Origin of the sequence: Burkholderia sp. AU44665 (assembly GCF_030504405.1) — a bacterium.
GTDB classification, from domain to species: Bacteria; Pseudomonadota; Gammaproteobacteria; order Burkholderiales; family Burkholderiaceae; genus Burkholderia; species Burkholderia semiarida.
On sequence record NZ_JAUJRI010000028.1, the window covers coordinates 35,365 to 48,915 of the forward strand.

12 protein-coding genes and 1 pseudogene are annotated in these 13,551 nt (G+C 66.8%); 8 read left to right on the forward strand and 5 right to left on the reverse strand.

Features of this window, described 5'->3' with window-relative positions:
• Positions 1-64: 64 nt before the first annotated feature.
• Positions 65-1,705 (forward strand): L-lactate permease, encoded by a 1,641-nt coding sequence (locus tag QZM15_RS30680; protein WP_059573592.1) that lies wholly within the window; start codon positions 65-67, stop codon positions 1,703-1,705.
• Between the two features lie 290 nt (positions 1,706-1,995).
• Entirely contained in the window at positions 1,996-2,721 is a 726-nt protein-coding gene (locus QZM15_RS30685) for a phosphonate utilization associated transcriptional regulator (protein WP_302107837.1), read from the forward strand.
• 141 nt (positions 2,722-2,862) lie between these two features.
• Here the strand turns inward: QZM15_RS30685 and QZM15_RS30690 are convergent, their stop codons facing one another.
• From QZM15_RS30690 to QZM15_RS30700, 3 genes and pseudogenes are all read right to left on the reverse strand, one after another.
• Positions 2,863-3,228 carry a hypothetical protein gene (locus tag QZM15_RS30690; RefSeq protein WP_124658790.1) on the reverse strand — a complete coding sequence of 122 codons (366 nt, stop codon included), beginning with the start codon at positions 3,226-3,228 and terminating at the stop codon, positions 2,863-2,865.
• Between the two features lie 691 nt (positions 3,229-3,919).
• Complete coding sequence (locus QZM15_RS30695) at positions 3,920-5,308, reverse strand: FAD-dependent oxidoreductase (RefSeq protein ID WP_302107838.1); 1,389 nt, start codon at positions 5,306-5,308, stop codon at positions 3,920-3,922.
• A 90-nt stretch (positions 5,309-5,398) separates the two neighbouring features.
• Positions 5,399-5,620 (reverse strand): annotated as a pseudogene (locus QZM15_RS30700) (2-aminoethylphosphonate--pyruvate transaminase); the annotation flags it as partial.
• A 141-nt stretch (positions 5,621-5,761) separates the two neighbouring features.
• Here QZM15_RS30700 and phnA point away from each other — a divergent pair.
• The 5 genes from phnA (at position 5,762) to QZM15_RS30725 (ending at position 10,895) form a co-directional block, all read left to right on the forward strand.
• A complete protein-coding gene (gene phnA, locus QZM15_RS30705) occupies positions 5,762-7,000 on the forward strand; it encodes a phosphonoacetate hydrolase (protein WP_302107839.1) in 1,239 nt (412 codons plus the stop codon).
• 27 nt (positions 7,001-7,027) lie between these two features.
• The gene (phnY, locus tag QZM15_RS30710; RefSeq protein WP_302107840.1) at positions 7,028-8,482 is read left to right on the forward strand and encodes a phosphonoacetaldehyde dehydrogenase; all 1,455 of its coding nucleotides are present in this window, start codon (positions 7,028-7,030) and stop codon (positions 8,480-8,482) included.
• A gap of 180 nt (positions 8,483-8,662) precedes the next feature.
• Positions 8,663-9,445, forward strand: a complete 783-nt coding sequence (locus tag QZM15_RS30715) for an amino acid ABC transporter substrate-binding protein (RefSeq protein WP_302107841.1) — start codon at positions 8,663-8,665, stop codon at positions 9,443-9,445.
• 14 nt (positions 9,446-9,459) lie between these two features.
• Positions 9,460-10,140, forward strand: coding sequence for an amino acid ABC transporter permease (locus QZM15_RS30720; RefSeq protein WP_059573598.1), 681 nt, complete (start codon positions 9,460-9,462; stop codon positions 10,138-10,140).
• Complete coding sequence (locus QZM15_RS30725; RefSeq protein ID WP_302107842.1) at positions 10,137-10,895, forward strand: amino acid ABC transporter ATP-binding protein; 759 nt, start codon at positions 10,137-10,139, stop codon at positions 10,893-10,895. The genes QZM15_RS30720 and QZM15_RS30725 overlap by 4 nt, the downstream gene beginning before the upstream one ends.
• 25 nt (positions 10,896-10,920) lie before the next feature.
• On the opposite strand, the gene QZM15_RS30730 is transcribed toward QZM15_RS30725, so the two are convergent.
• Positions 10,921-11,736, reverse strand: a complete 816-nt coding sequence (locus QZM15_RS30730) for an alpha/beta fold hydrolase (protein WP_226094327.1) — start codon at positions 11,734-11,736, stop codon at positions 10,921-10,923.
• Between the two features lie 81 nt (positions 11,737-11,817).
• Between QZM15_RS30730 and QZM15_RS30735 the strand changes: the two genes are divergently transcribed.
• Positions 11,818-12,432: a CGNR zinc finger domain-containing protein gene (locus QZM15_RS30735; RefSeq protein ID WP_060010894.1), complete on the forward strand. Its 615-nt coding sequence runs from the start codon at positions 11,818-11,820 to the stop codon at positions 12,430-12,432.
• Positions 12,433-12,468: 36 nt separating this feature from the next.
• Here QZM15_RS30735 and QZM15_RS30740 read toward each other — a convergent pair whose 3' ends face one another.
• The gene (locus tag QZM15_RS30740) at positions 12,469-13,521 is read right to left on the reverse strand and encodes a DUF3592 domain-containing protein (protein ID WP_226094328.1); all 1,053 of its coding nucleotides are present in this window, start codon (positions 13,519-13,521) and stop codon (positions 12,469-12,471) included.
• Between the last annotated feature and the right edge of the window lie 30 nt (positions 13,522-13,551).

The following is a 13,551-nucleotide window of genomic DNA, read 5'->3' on the forward strand; positions in this document are numbered from 1 at the left end:
GGACATCGCCTTGTACCGAACCCGGCGCATCGACATGCGAATTCGGGTCGACTCTGGAGACACGATGAATCCCACCGACGCCCTACCGCCCGGCATCGTCTTCGCGCAACCGTTGACGCCCGTCGCGCACTCGCTGCTCCTGTCGTTTCTCGTCGCCGTGATCCCGATCGCGGTCGCGCTGATCGCGCTCGGCGTGCTGCGCCGCCCCGCGTGGCAGGCGTCGCTCGCGGGGCTCGTCGCGGGCCTCGCGGTCGCGATCGGCGCGTGGGGGATGCCGGCCGGCCTCGCGTTCAACGCGGTCGGCGCCGGCATGGCGCTCGCGGTCGTGCCGGTGATGTGGATCGTCTTCAACGCGCTGCTGCTGTACAACATCGCGGTGAAGTCGGGCCGTTTCGATCAGTTCCGGCAGTGGATGCTCGACAACCTGCCCGACGACCGTCGCCTCGTGCTGCTCGTCGTCGCGTTCTCGTTCGGCTGTCTGCTCGAAGGGATTTCCGGCTTCGGCACGCCGGTCGCGATCACGAGCGCGCTCCTGATCGCGCTCGGCTTCCCCGCGCTCGAAGCGCTTACCTATACGCTGCTGTTCAACACGGCGCCGGTCGCGTTCGGCGCGCTCGGCGTGCCGATCACCGTGCTCGGCGCCGTCACGTCGCTGCCGCCCGCGACGCTCGCGCAGATGGTCGGCCGCCAGTTGCCGTTCTTCGCGCTGCTGCTGCCGTTCTACGTGGTCGGCGCGTATGGCGGGCTGCGCTCGATCTCGAAGCTGTGGCCGGCGCTGCTCGTGTCCGGCGGCAGTTTCGCGCTCGCGCAGTTCGTCACGTCGAACTACCTCGGCTATCAGCTCACCGACGTGCTGTCGTCGCTCTCGTCGCTGATCGTGACGATCGGCTTCCTGCAGGTGTGGAAGCCGCAGCCCGATCCGCAATACGCGCTCGCGCGCAGCGTGCCGGCCGCCGCCGGCGCCGCGCGCGCGGGCTTCGGCGGCTGGCTGCCGTGGCTCGTCGTGTCGGTGGTCGTGATCGTGTGGGTGCACGCGAACATCGCGGCGATCGGCGACGTGAAGATCAAGTGGCCGGGCCTGCACAACGCCGTGTACGTGTCGCTGTACCACAAGCCGTATGCGGCGATCTGGGATTTCCAGCCGCTCGGCACCGGCACCGCGATCCTCGTGTCGGCGATCATCACGGCCGCGCTGACGCGCACCGGCCCCGGCGCGTTCGTCGAATGCGTGGTGAAGACGTGGCGGCAAACGTGGATCGCGATCGTCACGGTGATGATGATCGTCGGGCTCGCGTACCTGCTGAACTACTCGGGCATCAGCTACACGCTCGGCACCGGCGTCGCGTCGACGGGCGCGCTGTTCCCGCTGGTGTCCGCGTCGCTCGGCTGGATCGCCGTGTTCCTGTCCGGCAGCGACACGTCGGGCAACGCGCTGTTCGGCAACCTGCAGGTCGTGGCCGCTCGGCAGCTCGGCCTCGATCCGGTGCTGATGGCCGCGACCAATTCGTCGGGCGGCGTGATGGGCAAGATGATCTCGCCGCAGAACATCGCGACGGGTGTGTCGACGACGGACCTGAAAGGGCAGGAGGGCGTCGTGTTCGCCCGCACCTTCTGGCACAGCGTGATTCTCACGCTGTTGCTCGGCGTGCTGGTGTTCCTGCAGCAGCACGTGCTGACATGGATGATTCCGGCGCTGCCGAAGTGACGCACGGCGCCGCGACAGAAGGAAGGCACGAGGAAAACAACGAGGGAAGGCGCGGGAAAAGCGCCACGTACCATGCGGGAACGGCGAGCGCGCGGCGGCTCAGCGCGCGTTCGCCCGCCGCGTGCCGCACGGCGGCGGCGTGCCGGTTGCAGGTTGGTTGCGCTCCGGCGCGCAGGATGGGCTTTTGGCGACTGAAAACTGTGGACAATATGCCGGGGCGACGGTATACAACGATCATTCGCCGATATGGCGCCCCCGTTTTCACCGACAGCTCCGCCGCCTGCCCGACCATGACCGCCCCGAACGCGCTCAGCGCCATCGAACTCCTGCAAAGCCAGTCGCTCGCGATGATCGTTCAGGACATGCTCGAGCGCGCGATCGTCTCCGGCGAATACGCGCCCGGCGAAAAGCTCAACGAAGTCGATATCGCGACGAAGCTGAACGTGTCGCGCGGCCCGGTGCGCGAAGCGTTCCGCGCGCTCGAACAGGCCGGCCTGCTGCGCAACGAGAAGAACCGCGGCGTGACCGTGCGCGTCGTGCCACTGCGCGAGGCCGAGGAGATCTACGAAGTGCGCGCGATGCTCGACGAGTCGGTCGCGCGCGCGCTCGCGAAGCGCATCTCGCCCGACACGCTGAAGGTGCTGAAGGGCATCGTCCAGTCGATGAAGGACGCCGCGAAGGCGCACGACGTCACGCGTTATACCGAGCTGAACGTGCAGTTTCACGACGCGATGGTCGTCGGCGTCGGCAATACGCATCTCGTCGATACCTATCGGCGGCTCGTGCGCCAGCTCGGCCTGCTGCGCCAGGCGGCGATCGAGGCCGAGGAGGATGCGATCGCGGTGTCGGCGGCCGAGCACGACAGGATCGTGCAGGCGCTCGCGGCCGGCGACGAGGAAAAGGCCGTCGCGCTCGTGCGCGAGCACGTCGCGCATGGTCTCGCACGGATGCGCCGCATGCATGAGCAGGGGTTGCCCGCGACGGGCAAGGCGGCGCGGGCGAAGGCGGGCGCGTGAATTGCCGCGTTCGCGGTTACCGCACGGTGACGCGGCGCGGAGTGGGTGCGCATCGCCCGCTTGCATGGCAGAGCGCTGAAGGCGCGCGCTCCGCGGGACATTGATGATATTCATTCGAATGCGGGGATCGCTCGCCGCCGATCATTTGCCGCGCTGCTTATCAAAGAAGTCGTCGAGCACCCAACCCGTTCCGGATTCGCAGCGCACTTGCGTGTACGCGTAAATCTTCGCAGCCCGATCCGCCACCGGGACGCAGGATTCGCCTTTCCTGACCGTGAAGATCGGATGCGTTCTGTCGTCGTTTGGCTCGGCGAAGGCCGGCATGTCGCGAAGTGCCGCCCATTTCTCGTCTTTATATTTCGAGCACGCACCGATCATCATCGTGAGCGCGACAAGTAGCAGCAGGCGTGTCATTTTTTCGGATACCGTCGGATTCCAATCAGGCGTTTCGAATGGCGCAGACCGGTCATCAAATCCGCAGGCGCTATGATACTCGGGAGTTGCCATCTCGGGTCGTGAGCCAGAGTTCCCGCTTTGCCAAGTACTTCGGCTATGTTCGAGGAGCAATTGTTGTCGACGAGAGAGTATGGTTTGTTTTCGTGTAGCCGGCGTTTTATCTCGGAAACGATGATCCTTTTCTCATCCCTGGATGTATGAAGGAGATAGCCGATCGTATCGCGTTGCATCTTGGTCTGCTGGCGATTTAAGTAGTTCAGGATGTTATCTGCGCCCCATCCCGGGTGCGCTCGGCCATATACGACCCCATCGACTGCAATCGCGACATGTCCGAACTGCGACCCTCTCGAGACGGATCGGGAATCGCTAATCAAGATTTCAATGGTTGTTGATGAGTGCATGAAAGAAAAAGCGGGATTCTATTTGTCGGATCGTTTGAATCCTGTCATGCTGTTTTTGATAATAAAATCGAGATAATGAAATGACAAAAATAAAGCGTATTGATTGGCGCGCCGTTTTATAAGTTTTATTTTAGCTGGGACATGTCTTGTCGATGCGTGATTGTCCTCATGGGGGATTTTGCGTTTCGAAACAAAAGCGGCGCCTGGAATCGGACTTTTTCTATTAGCGGGATTTCCTCACCTGTTGTTCGGTCGATGTGCGGATTCGACAGAGGCTGGCGACATGATGGTGCCGGCGAGCCGCCGGCCTCTCCCGTTCCTCGCCGCATTCGCCCCGCCCGTTACGCCTTGTCCGCCTTCCCCGCCGCACTCGCCAACTTCGCGAGCCACGTATCGACGACCGACGGCTGCCGGTTCTCGTCTTCCGCGCGCTCCTTGCGGCGGATCGCATTGCGCACGACATGCGCGCCGACATAGCGAATCGGCTCCGGCGGAAACTGGCCGAGCGGGCCGCGCACGAGCGGGCTGCGCGTCCACGCGTTGTCGAGGCCGAGCACGAGCGACGACAGGATCTGCCCGCCCATGTAGGTCGGCCCGACGCCGTTGCCCGAATAGCCGAAGCCGTAGAACACGTTCGGCGCGTCGTCGAGGCGGCCGAAGAACGGGAAGCCTGTTACCGAGCGGTCCGATGGCCCGTTCCAGCTTGCGGTGATCGGCACGCCCGCAAGCGACGGGAAAAACGCGCGCAGGCTCCGCGTGAGCTGCGCCTCGTACGGCGAGCGCCGGTCGAACACGGGCGCGATGCGGCTGCGCCACGAGAACGTGTTGCCGCCCTTGCCGAGCATCAGCCGCCCGTCGGCCGTCGTGCGGTAGTAGTAGACGAAGATCCGCGAATCGAGCACCGACACGCCGTCCACGAGCCCCGTCCGCTCCAGCAACGCCGGGCATTTCTCGGTCATCACCATGTCGCTCGACACGACCGCGATCGTGCGTTCGAACTGCGGGAAGCGGCTCGCCATCCACGCGTTGATCGCGAAGACCAGCTTGCCTGCGTGCACGCTGCCGGACGGCGTCTGCACGACGGCCGGCTGCCCTGGCGTGAAGTCGACGAGCGGCGTGCGCTCGTATATCCGTATGCCCATATCGAGCGCGACGCGGCGCAGGCCGCGCACGAGCTTGCCGGGATGCACGGTCGCGGCGATCGGCGAGTACACGCCGTCGAGATTGCGTGCGGAGCCCGAGCGGCGCGCGACTTCGGCGGGCGGCAGATGTTCGTAGCTGTGGATGCCGCACGCGGCGAGCGCGTCGAGCACCGGCGCGAGCGTGCCGACCTGCGCGCGCGACGTCGCGGTGTACAGCGTGCCGTCGAGCCGCAGGTCCGCATCGATGCCGTGCGCGCGGCAGAAGTCGGCGATGTGCTGGACGGCCGCTTCCGACGCCCTCACGAGCCGGATCGCCTCGGCTTCGCCGAACAGGCGCCGCAGCGTCAGGAATTTCGCCGACCACGTGAGCAGGCAGCCGCCGTTGCGGCCGCTCGCGCCGGCGCCGCACAGGTCGGCCTCGAGGATCGCGATGTCGAGCGCGGGGTTGTGCTGCTTCGCCTGGATCGCGGTCCAGAGGCCCGTGAAGCCGCCGCCGACGATGCACACGTCGGCCCGCGTCGCACCTTGCAGCGCGGGGGCGAGATCGCCGTCGTTGAACAGCGCTTGTTCGATCCAGAAGGGGCGCATCGGAGCATTCGTCGATAAAGGGTCGTGCGGCGCACAGCCGGAAAAACGGGCGGCCGCATGCACATGCGGCCGGTACGTCGCGCCACATCGTCATGCAGCCGCTTCGGCCGATAGGCGGCTGCGGCGCACATCTATCGCCTTCGACGTGTCGGCGATCGCCGCGACAGCGCGCGGAATCCCGGCTTCGCCGACGCGACCGATGCAGCCGACGCGGAGCGTCTGCACTTCGGTCCGCTTGCCCGGATACCGAATGTAGGCGCGCTTTTTGACCTCCTGATAACACCGCTTGAAGTCGTCATTCGGATCGTCCGGGCGCCATCGCGTTGCTTCCTGCTTTTTGCATGTTGTTGACAATCTACAAATCGTCCATTTTAATGTCAAGCATCGAAACACTCGTTCGGCGCGGCACGGGCGCCGACGGCTCACCGCTTCGCCCCGAAAGGAATGAACGTCATGACTGAAACGCCCGTCTCCGTGGAAGTGAACGGCCGCCGCTACAACTGGATGAGCCGGCCCGTGGTGGTCGTCTGCGTCGATGGCTGCGCGTATGAATATCTGGAAGAGGCCGCCGAGGCGGGCGTCGCGCCGTTCCTGCGCACGCTGCTGAAGCCAGGCACGGCACTGAAGGGAGAATGCGTGGTGCCGAGCTTCACGAACCCGAACAACCTGTCGATCGTGACCGGCGTGCCGCCGGCGATCCACGGGATCAGCGGCAACTACTTCTACGATCGCGACACCGGCGCCGAGGTGCTGATGAACGATCCGAAGTACCTGGTCGCGCCCACCGTGCTCGCGGCCTTCGCCGAGCGGGGCGCGCGCGTCGCGGTCGTCACCGCGAAGGACAAGCTGCGCCGCCTGCTCGGCAAGGGGCTGAAGGGCATCTGCTTCTCGTCGGAAAAGGCCGACGAGGCGAGCGTCGAGGAAAACGGCATCGACCGCGTGCTCGAGCTGGTCGGCAAGCCGGTGCCGAGCGTGTACAGCGCGGATCTGTCCGAATTCGTGTTCGCGGCCGGCGTGCGGCTGCTCGAGACGCGCCCGATCGACCTGATGTACCTGTCGACCACCGACTACGTGCAGCACAAGTGCGCGCCCGGCACGGAAGGCGCGAACGCGTTCTACGCGATGATGGACACGTACCTGAAGCGTCTGGATGAACTCGGCGCGATCGTCGCGATCACCGCCGATCACGGGATGAACGCGAAGCACGACGACGCGACCGGCGAGCCGAACGTGATCTACCTGCAGGAGCTGTTCGACGAATGGCTCGGCCACGATACGGCGCGCGTGATCCTGCCGATCACCGATCCGTACGTCGTGCACCACGGTGCGCTCGGTTCGTTCGCGACCGTCTACGTGCCGGGCGATGCCGACACCGATGCGCTGCGCGCACGGCTCGCCGCGGTCGACGGCATCGAGGTCGTGCTGACGGGCGCCGAAGGCTGCGCGCGCTTCGAGCTGCCGCCCGCGCGGATGGGCGACCTGATCGTGATCTCGAAGCAGGACGTCGTGCTCGGCACGCGCCGCATCAAGCACGACCTGTCGGGCCTCGACGTGCCGCTGCGCTCGCACGGCGGGATCTCCGAGCAAATCGTGCCGCTGATCTTCAGCAAGCCGGTCGCGACCGCCGTCGCGGGTCGCGCGCGGCTACGCAACTTCGACATCGTCGACATCGCGCTCAACCATCTGCAGTGACGCGGACGCATCCGCCAGGAGACACTGATGAACGCCATCGCAGCATCGACGGATGTCCGCACGCCTCGTCGTGAAGCACTGCGAATCGATGGTGAAAGGATCTACCGCGACGCAGTGATCGACGTGCGCAACCCGTACGACGGCGCGCTGGTCGGCACCGTGCCGAAGGCGACGCTCGACGACGTGCGCCGCGCTTTCGCGGTCGCGCGGGCGTACCGGCCGACGCTCACGCGCCACGAGCGCGCGGCGATCCTGCGCCGCGCGGCCGACATCGTGCGGGCGCGCACCGCGGAGATCGCGGCGCTGATCACGGCCGAGGCCGGGTTGTGCGTCAAGGATTCGACGTACGAAGCCGGCCGCGTGGCCGACGTGCTGACGTTCGGCGCCGGCGAAGTGCTGAAGGACGACGGGCAGATCTTCTCGTGCGATCTGACGCCACACGGCAAGAAGCGCCGCGTGTACACACAGCGCGACCCGCTGCTCGGCGTGATTTCGGCGATCACGCCGTTCAATCACCCGATGAACCAGGTCGCGCACAAGATCGTGCCGTCGGTCGCGACCAACAACCGGATCGTCGTGAAGCCGTCGGAGAAGGTGCCGCTGTCGTGCTACCTGTTCGCGGACATTCTGTACGAAGCCGGCTTGCCGCCGCAGATGCTGCAGGTGATCACCGGTGACCCGCAGGAGATCGCCGACGAGCTGATCACGAACCCGGCGATCGACCTGATCACGTTCACCGGCGGCGTGTCGATCGGCAAATCGATCGCAGCGCGGATGGGCTACCGGCGCGCGGTGCTCGAACTCGGCGGCAACGATCCGATCATCGTGATGGAAGACGCCGATCTCGACGAGGCGAGCACGCTCGCGGTGTCGGGCTCGTACAGGAATTCGGGGCAGCGCTGCACGGCGATCAAGCGGATGCTCGTGCACGAGGCAGTGGCCGATCGCTTCACGGAACTCGTCGTCGAGAAGACGCGCGCATGGTCGTACGGCAATCCGTCCGATCCGTCGGTCGACATGGGCACCGTGATCGACGAAGCGGCCGCGCAATTCTGCGAGCAGCAGGTGAACGACGCGATCGCACGCGGTGCGCGGCTGCTGGTCGGCAACGTGCGCGACGGCGCGCTGTATTCGCCGACCGTCGTCGACCGCGTGACGCCCGACATGCCGCTGGTCAAGCATGAAACCTTCGGGCCGGTGTCGCCGATCCTGCGCTTTCGCGACATCGACGAAGCGATCCGGATGTCGAACAGCACCGACTACGCGCTGTCGTCGTCGGTGTGCACGAACCGCTTCGACCACATCACGCGCTTCATCACCGAGCTCGAAGTCGGCAGCGTGAACGTGCGCGAGGTGCCCGGCTATCGGCTCGAACTGACGCCGTTCGGCGGCGTGAAGGATTCGGGGCTCGGATACAAGGAGGGTGTGCAGGAAGCGATGAAGAGCTTCACGAATACGAAGACGTATTCGTTGCCATGGTAAGCGACGTGTAAGGGGCCCGCGTCGGCATCGAGGTTGGCGTGGTCGTTATTCGATCGGCTCATATCGTTAGCCGATTTGCGTTTTTGCCGGGCCTTCCCGCATCGGTAGAATTCGCGGACCTCTCGAACGGCGCAGGCGTGCCGGCGGGATGATTCTCTCCAATCATTCGGGGTCCGCACCATGAAATTCCTCCGCTCCATCCTGATCGTCGCGCTGCTGCAGGCCGCCGCGGCCACCAGCGCGCTGGCTGCCGACGACCTGTCGCAGATCAAGTCGGCCGGCGTGTTCCGCATCGGTACCGAAGGCACCTACGCGCCGTTCACGTACCACGACGAGACGGGCAAGCTGACGGGCTTCGACGTCGACATCGCGACCGCGATCGCGCAGCGTCTCGGCGTGAAGCCGCAGTTCGTCGAAGGCAAATGGGACGGGCTGATCGCGGGTCTCGACGTGAACCGCTACGACGCGGTCGTGAACGAAGTGTCGATCACCGACGCGCGCAAGGCGAAATACGATTTCTCGACGCCGTACATCACGTCGCACGCGGTGCTGATCGTGCGCGCGGACAACACGACGATCCGCTCGTTCGACGACCTGAAGGGCAAGAAATCCGCGAACACGCTGACCAGCAATTTCGGCAAGCTCGCGGCCGCGCACGGCGCCGACGTGGTGCCCGTGCAGGGCTTCAACGAATCGATCGACCTGCTGACGTCCGGACGCGTCGATGCGACGATCAACGATTCGCTGTCGTACCTCGATTTCCGCAAGCACAAGCCCGACGCGAAACTGAAGATCGCGGCGACCGACACGAGCGGCGCGGGCGACGCGTCCGGCGTGCTGCTGCGCAAGGGCAGCCCCGTCCTGGTGGCCGCGATCGACAAGGCGCTCGCGGACATCAAGGCGGACGGCACCTACGCGAAGATCTCGCAGAAGTACTTCGGCCGCGACGTGTCGCAGCCGTGACGCGAGGCTGAACGATGCCGGCCTGGCTGCACCTGATGGCGGAATCGCTGCGCCCCCTGCTCGTTGCAGGGCTCGTGTTTACGGTTCCGCTCACGCTCGCGTCGTTCGCGATCGGCCTTTTGCTCGCGTTCGGCGCAGCGCTCGCGCGGCTGTTCGGGCCGCGCTGGGCGCAGGCCGTCGTGCGTTTCTATATCTGGCTGTTCCGCGGCTCGCCGTTGCTCGTGCAGTTGTTCGTGATCTTCTACGGGCTACCGAGCGTCGGCATCGTGCTCGATCCGCTGACGGCCGCCGTGATCGGCTTCTCGCTGAACGTCGGCGCGTACAACGCGGAAGTGATTCGCGGCGTGATCGAATCGATCCCCAAGGGGCAATGGGAGGCCGCGTACTCGATGTCGATGACGCGCGCGCAGGCGCTGCGCCGCGCGATCCTGCCGCAGGCCGCGCGCGTCGCGCTGCCCGCGCTGTCGAATTCGTTCATTTCGCTCGTGAAGGACACGTCGCTCGCGGCCGTGCTGACGGTACCCGAGATCTTCCAGGCCGCGCAGCGCATCGCGGCCGTGACCTACGAGCCGCTGATTCTCTATACCGAAGCCGCGCTGATCTATCTGCTGTTCAGCTCGGTGCTGTCCACGCTGCAACGTCGCCTCGAAACCCGCTTCGGCCGGCATGCGCTGTTCCACGCGGAGTTGCGATGATCCGTCTCGAGCGCATCGACAAGTCGTTTGGCTCGCATCGCGTGTTGAGCGGAATTGACCTCGCATTGCAGCAGGGGAGCGTAACGGCGCTGATCGGCCCGTCCGGCAGCGGCAAGAGCACGCTGCTGCGCTGCGTGAACCTGCTCGAAGTGCCGGAGGCGGGCGCGCTCGCGGTCGGCGATGCGCACATCGCATTCGTGCCGGGGCGCCGGCCGTCGCGCGACGCGGTATTCGCGGTGCGCAGGCAGACCGGCATGGTGTTCCAGAACTTCCAGTTGTTTCCGCACCTGAGCGTCGTGCAGAACGTGATGGAGGGGCTCGTGACCGTGCAGCGCTGGCCGCGCGAGCAGGCGCGCCAGCGGGCGCTCGCGCTGCTCGACAAGGTGGGCATCGCGGGCAAGGCCGACGCATGGCCGGCCACGCTATCGGGCGGACAGCAGCAGCGGGTGGCGATCGCGCGCGCGCTCGCGCCGTCTCCGCAGGTGCTGCTGTGCGACGAGCCGACATCGGCGCTCGATCCGGAGCTGTCCGTCGAAGTGGTCGAGGTGCTGCGCCAGCTCGCGCGCGAAGGCACGACGATGCTGATGGCCACGCACGACCTGCGCCTGGCCGCGTCGATCGCGCACGACGCGGTGTTCCTCGCCGATGGCCGCATCGTCGAAGCCGGCGCATCGCGCGACCTGTTCGGCCGGCCGCGCGACCCGCGTACCGCGAAGTTCGTCGCGACGCTCGCGCAAGGCGTGCCGGTGTTCTGACGACGCGACGCGAGGTGGCTGGCGGTCAGCGTGGCGCGTGCGCGTCGAGCACCGCGGCGACGATCGCCTCCGGCGCATCTTCCTGAACCAGATGGCCCGCGTGCGGGACGCGGATCAGCTTGCCGTTCGCGACGCGATCGGCGAGCGCCTGCCCTTGCTCGAGCGGAATCCATGCGTCGTCCTCGCCCCACACGATGCGCACCGGAAAGTCCGGCGGCGCGTAGCGGGCTTCCGCTTCCTCGATGTAGCGCTGGCGCATCTGCGCGATCTGGCGATAGAACGCCGCCTGGCCGGCCGGCGTGAGCCACGGTGCACGGTAGATCGACAGTGCTTCGTCGCTCAGCGGTCGCGCGACCGCCTGGCCGATATAGGCCGACACGAGCGCATGGTGCGCGTACGCGGGCAGGCCGGTGAACGCGGCTTCGTGCTGCGCGACGTGACGCACGAACGGCGACCCTTGCGGCGCGATCGCGACCGGGTTCACGAGCGTGAGATCCGCATACGCGATGCCGTCGAGAAAGTGCGCGCGCAGCACCGTGGCGCCGCCGTAGTCGTGCGCGAGCACACGCGGCCGCGCGAGTGTCCATTCGTTCAGCAGTGCGCCGAACAGCGCGTTCTGGCGGCCGAGCGACACGTCCGCGTCCGGCATGTCGGACTGGCCGTAGCCGAGCAGGTCGTAGACATACACGCGATGGCGCCGCGCGAGCCACGGCGCGATCCGGCGCCATACCTGCGACGAAAACGGCGTGCCGTGCACGAGCACGAGCGGCGGGCCTTCGCCGAGCGTACCCCATGCAATCCGGTGGCCTTCGAAATCGAAGCGGTTCGGAAGTTCGAGCATCGGCTTCTCCGTGCTAACCTGTTTTGGTTGTTAACAGGTTACGCCGGATTTTCCGGATATGAAACCGATAGGTGAAAATAAATGGTTACTCGATCCGACCCGGCGCGGCACGGGCACGAATGGCGCGCGGCCGATTTCGTCGGCGGCCATCCGGCGCTCGACTTCCTCAACACGGTGGCCGACACGGGCAAGACGCGCGACGAGGACAAACTCGTCGACTGGCCGGCCGTGCGTGCGTGGGCCGGGAAAGCGGGGTTGCTGGCGCCCGACGATCTGGCGCGGCTGCTGCGTCATCCGCGCCAGGATGGCCCCGAGGAGCTGGCGGCGCTGCACCGCTTTCGCGACGACGCGTACGCCGCGATCGTGCACCTGACGGCCGCGGGCGGCGGCGGCGCGGGCGCGCGCGCTGCCGAGCGGCTTGCGCTGGCGATCCGCGAGGCGATCGGGCGGAGTGCGTTCGATGCGGTTGGCGGCCGCTTCGCGTGGCGACCGGACGCGCGCGCTGCGTCGCGCTGGATCGATGCGGCTGCGCTCGGTTTCGAGGATCTGATGCGCAGCGACGATTTCGCGCGCGTGCGGCAATGCGGCCGGTGTACGTGGTTCTTCGTCGATCGCGGCCGCGGCGTGGGGCGGCGGTGGTGCGACATGCGCACGTGCGGGAACCGCGCGAAGGTAGAGGCGTTCAGGGAGCGGTGACGCGCGCGGCGCGGCGGTTGCCGCACCGCGCGTGGGTCATCGAGCGGCCTCGGCTTCGTGCGGCCGATGGTCGGGCCATAACGTCGCGGCGGCGAACAGCCCGGCCGCCAGGAACGGCGCACCGATCGCGAACAGGATGGCCGTGAGGCCCCAGCGATCCCAGAAGCGGTCGACGAGCGCACGCTCGGGCGTGACGGGATCGTACAGCACGTCGACCGCATCGCCTTTGTGGAGGCCCGGCGGCGACGACGCCGAGCCCTGGGCGAATGTGATCAGCCGCCCGCTGTCGGTCGTGAACGCGACGATGGCCGAATACAGCGACGTGCGCGACCGCGACGGCCGCCCGTTTTTCGCGATCTCGACCACATGGCCGGTCGAACGCGCATAGTGGTGGACGATTTGCCACTGACGCAGCCCGGCCGCGCCGGCGCCGGCGAGGAAACCCGTGCCGATCGCGATCGGAATCAGCGCGATCGCGACATCCCAGCGGCGCCGTGCCGGCTTGCGTTCGACGTGGCGCGGCGCCGGGCCCGACTGCCGGCGGCGTCGCTCGCCGGCGAGCAGCAGGCCGCCGATGGCGAACGACGCGACGGCGAGCAGCGCCGGCACGGCCACCGGAAGCCAGCGTTGCGCAAAATCGTCGATCAGCGCGGGGCGCTCCGGGTGGTCGGGGTCGAGCAGGATGTCGACGTTCTCGCCGATGTCGTACGCGGGCACCGCGGATGCAGTATTGCCGGCGACTTCGCGGCGCCGGCCGTCGTTCGCGAGATACGCGACGATCGGCCGGTACGCGCGCATTGCATCGCTGTCCTGGACGATGCGCACGACCGTGCCCGGCGCGCGGACCAGGCGGTCGGGTTCCCGGCCGGCCGTGACGGCGAGCACGCCGGCCAGCACGAACAGCACGACACCGATCATCAGTGCGACCAGCGCGTCCTTACCCGGCATGACGCGATCCGGTTCGGGCGTCGCGCGGATCGGGGCCGGTCCGGGTGAGCGGCCCATCGCGACGGACAGGCCGATATCGGCGCAACCATGCCCTCTGAATGGTCGCGTCTCGTTCACATGCTTCCATGTCTGACGTCCCATGTTCTCTCAGTGCCGGCGGGCAAATGACCA